Source organism: Mesorhizobium sp. M7A.F.Ca.ET.027.03.2.1 (assembly GCF_003999175.1).
GTDB lineage: Bacteria > Pseudomonadota > Alphaproteobacteria > Rhizobiales > Rhizobiaceae > Mesorhizobium.
Genome location: NZ_RZOM01001963.1, coordinates 1 through 399 on the forward strand (window position 1 = coordinate 1; position 399 = coordinate 399).

Consider the following 399-nt stretch of genomic DNA (forward strand, 5'->3'; position numbering starts at 1 on the left):
GCCCGAGATCGGCCGCATCGTCATCACCAAGGCGATCAACGAGGCGGCCGAATGGAACCGCGCCGGCATTGCCTTCGGACGGCTTGCCGTCAATGTTTCCGGCACCGAGCTGCGCGAGCACGATTTCGATGCGTTCTTGTTCGAGACGCTGGAAAAGGCCGGGCTGCCGCCGCAGAAACTGTCGCTGGAAATCGTCGAATCCGTCATCCTCGATGACGAAAAGACGGGTATCGCGGCCAAGCTGCGGCACATCCGGGCAGCCGGCGTCCATCTCGAACTCGATGATTTCGGCACCGGCTATGCTTCGCTCAGCCATGTCAACCCGAACGAGATCGATCGGCTGAAGATCGATCGCCGCTTCGTCCAGAACATCCATGAGAATGGCGACAACTCGAAGAT

1 protein-coding gene is annotated in these 399 nt (G+C 59.9%); it reads left to right on the forward strand.

Translation table 11 applies throughout. From position 1 onward, the window contains the following. Positions 1-399 (forward strand): EAL domain-containing protein (locus tag EN750_RS38990; RefSeq protein ID WP_145968419.1); only part of this gene is annotated, 399 nt, incomplete at both ends.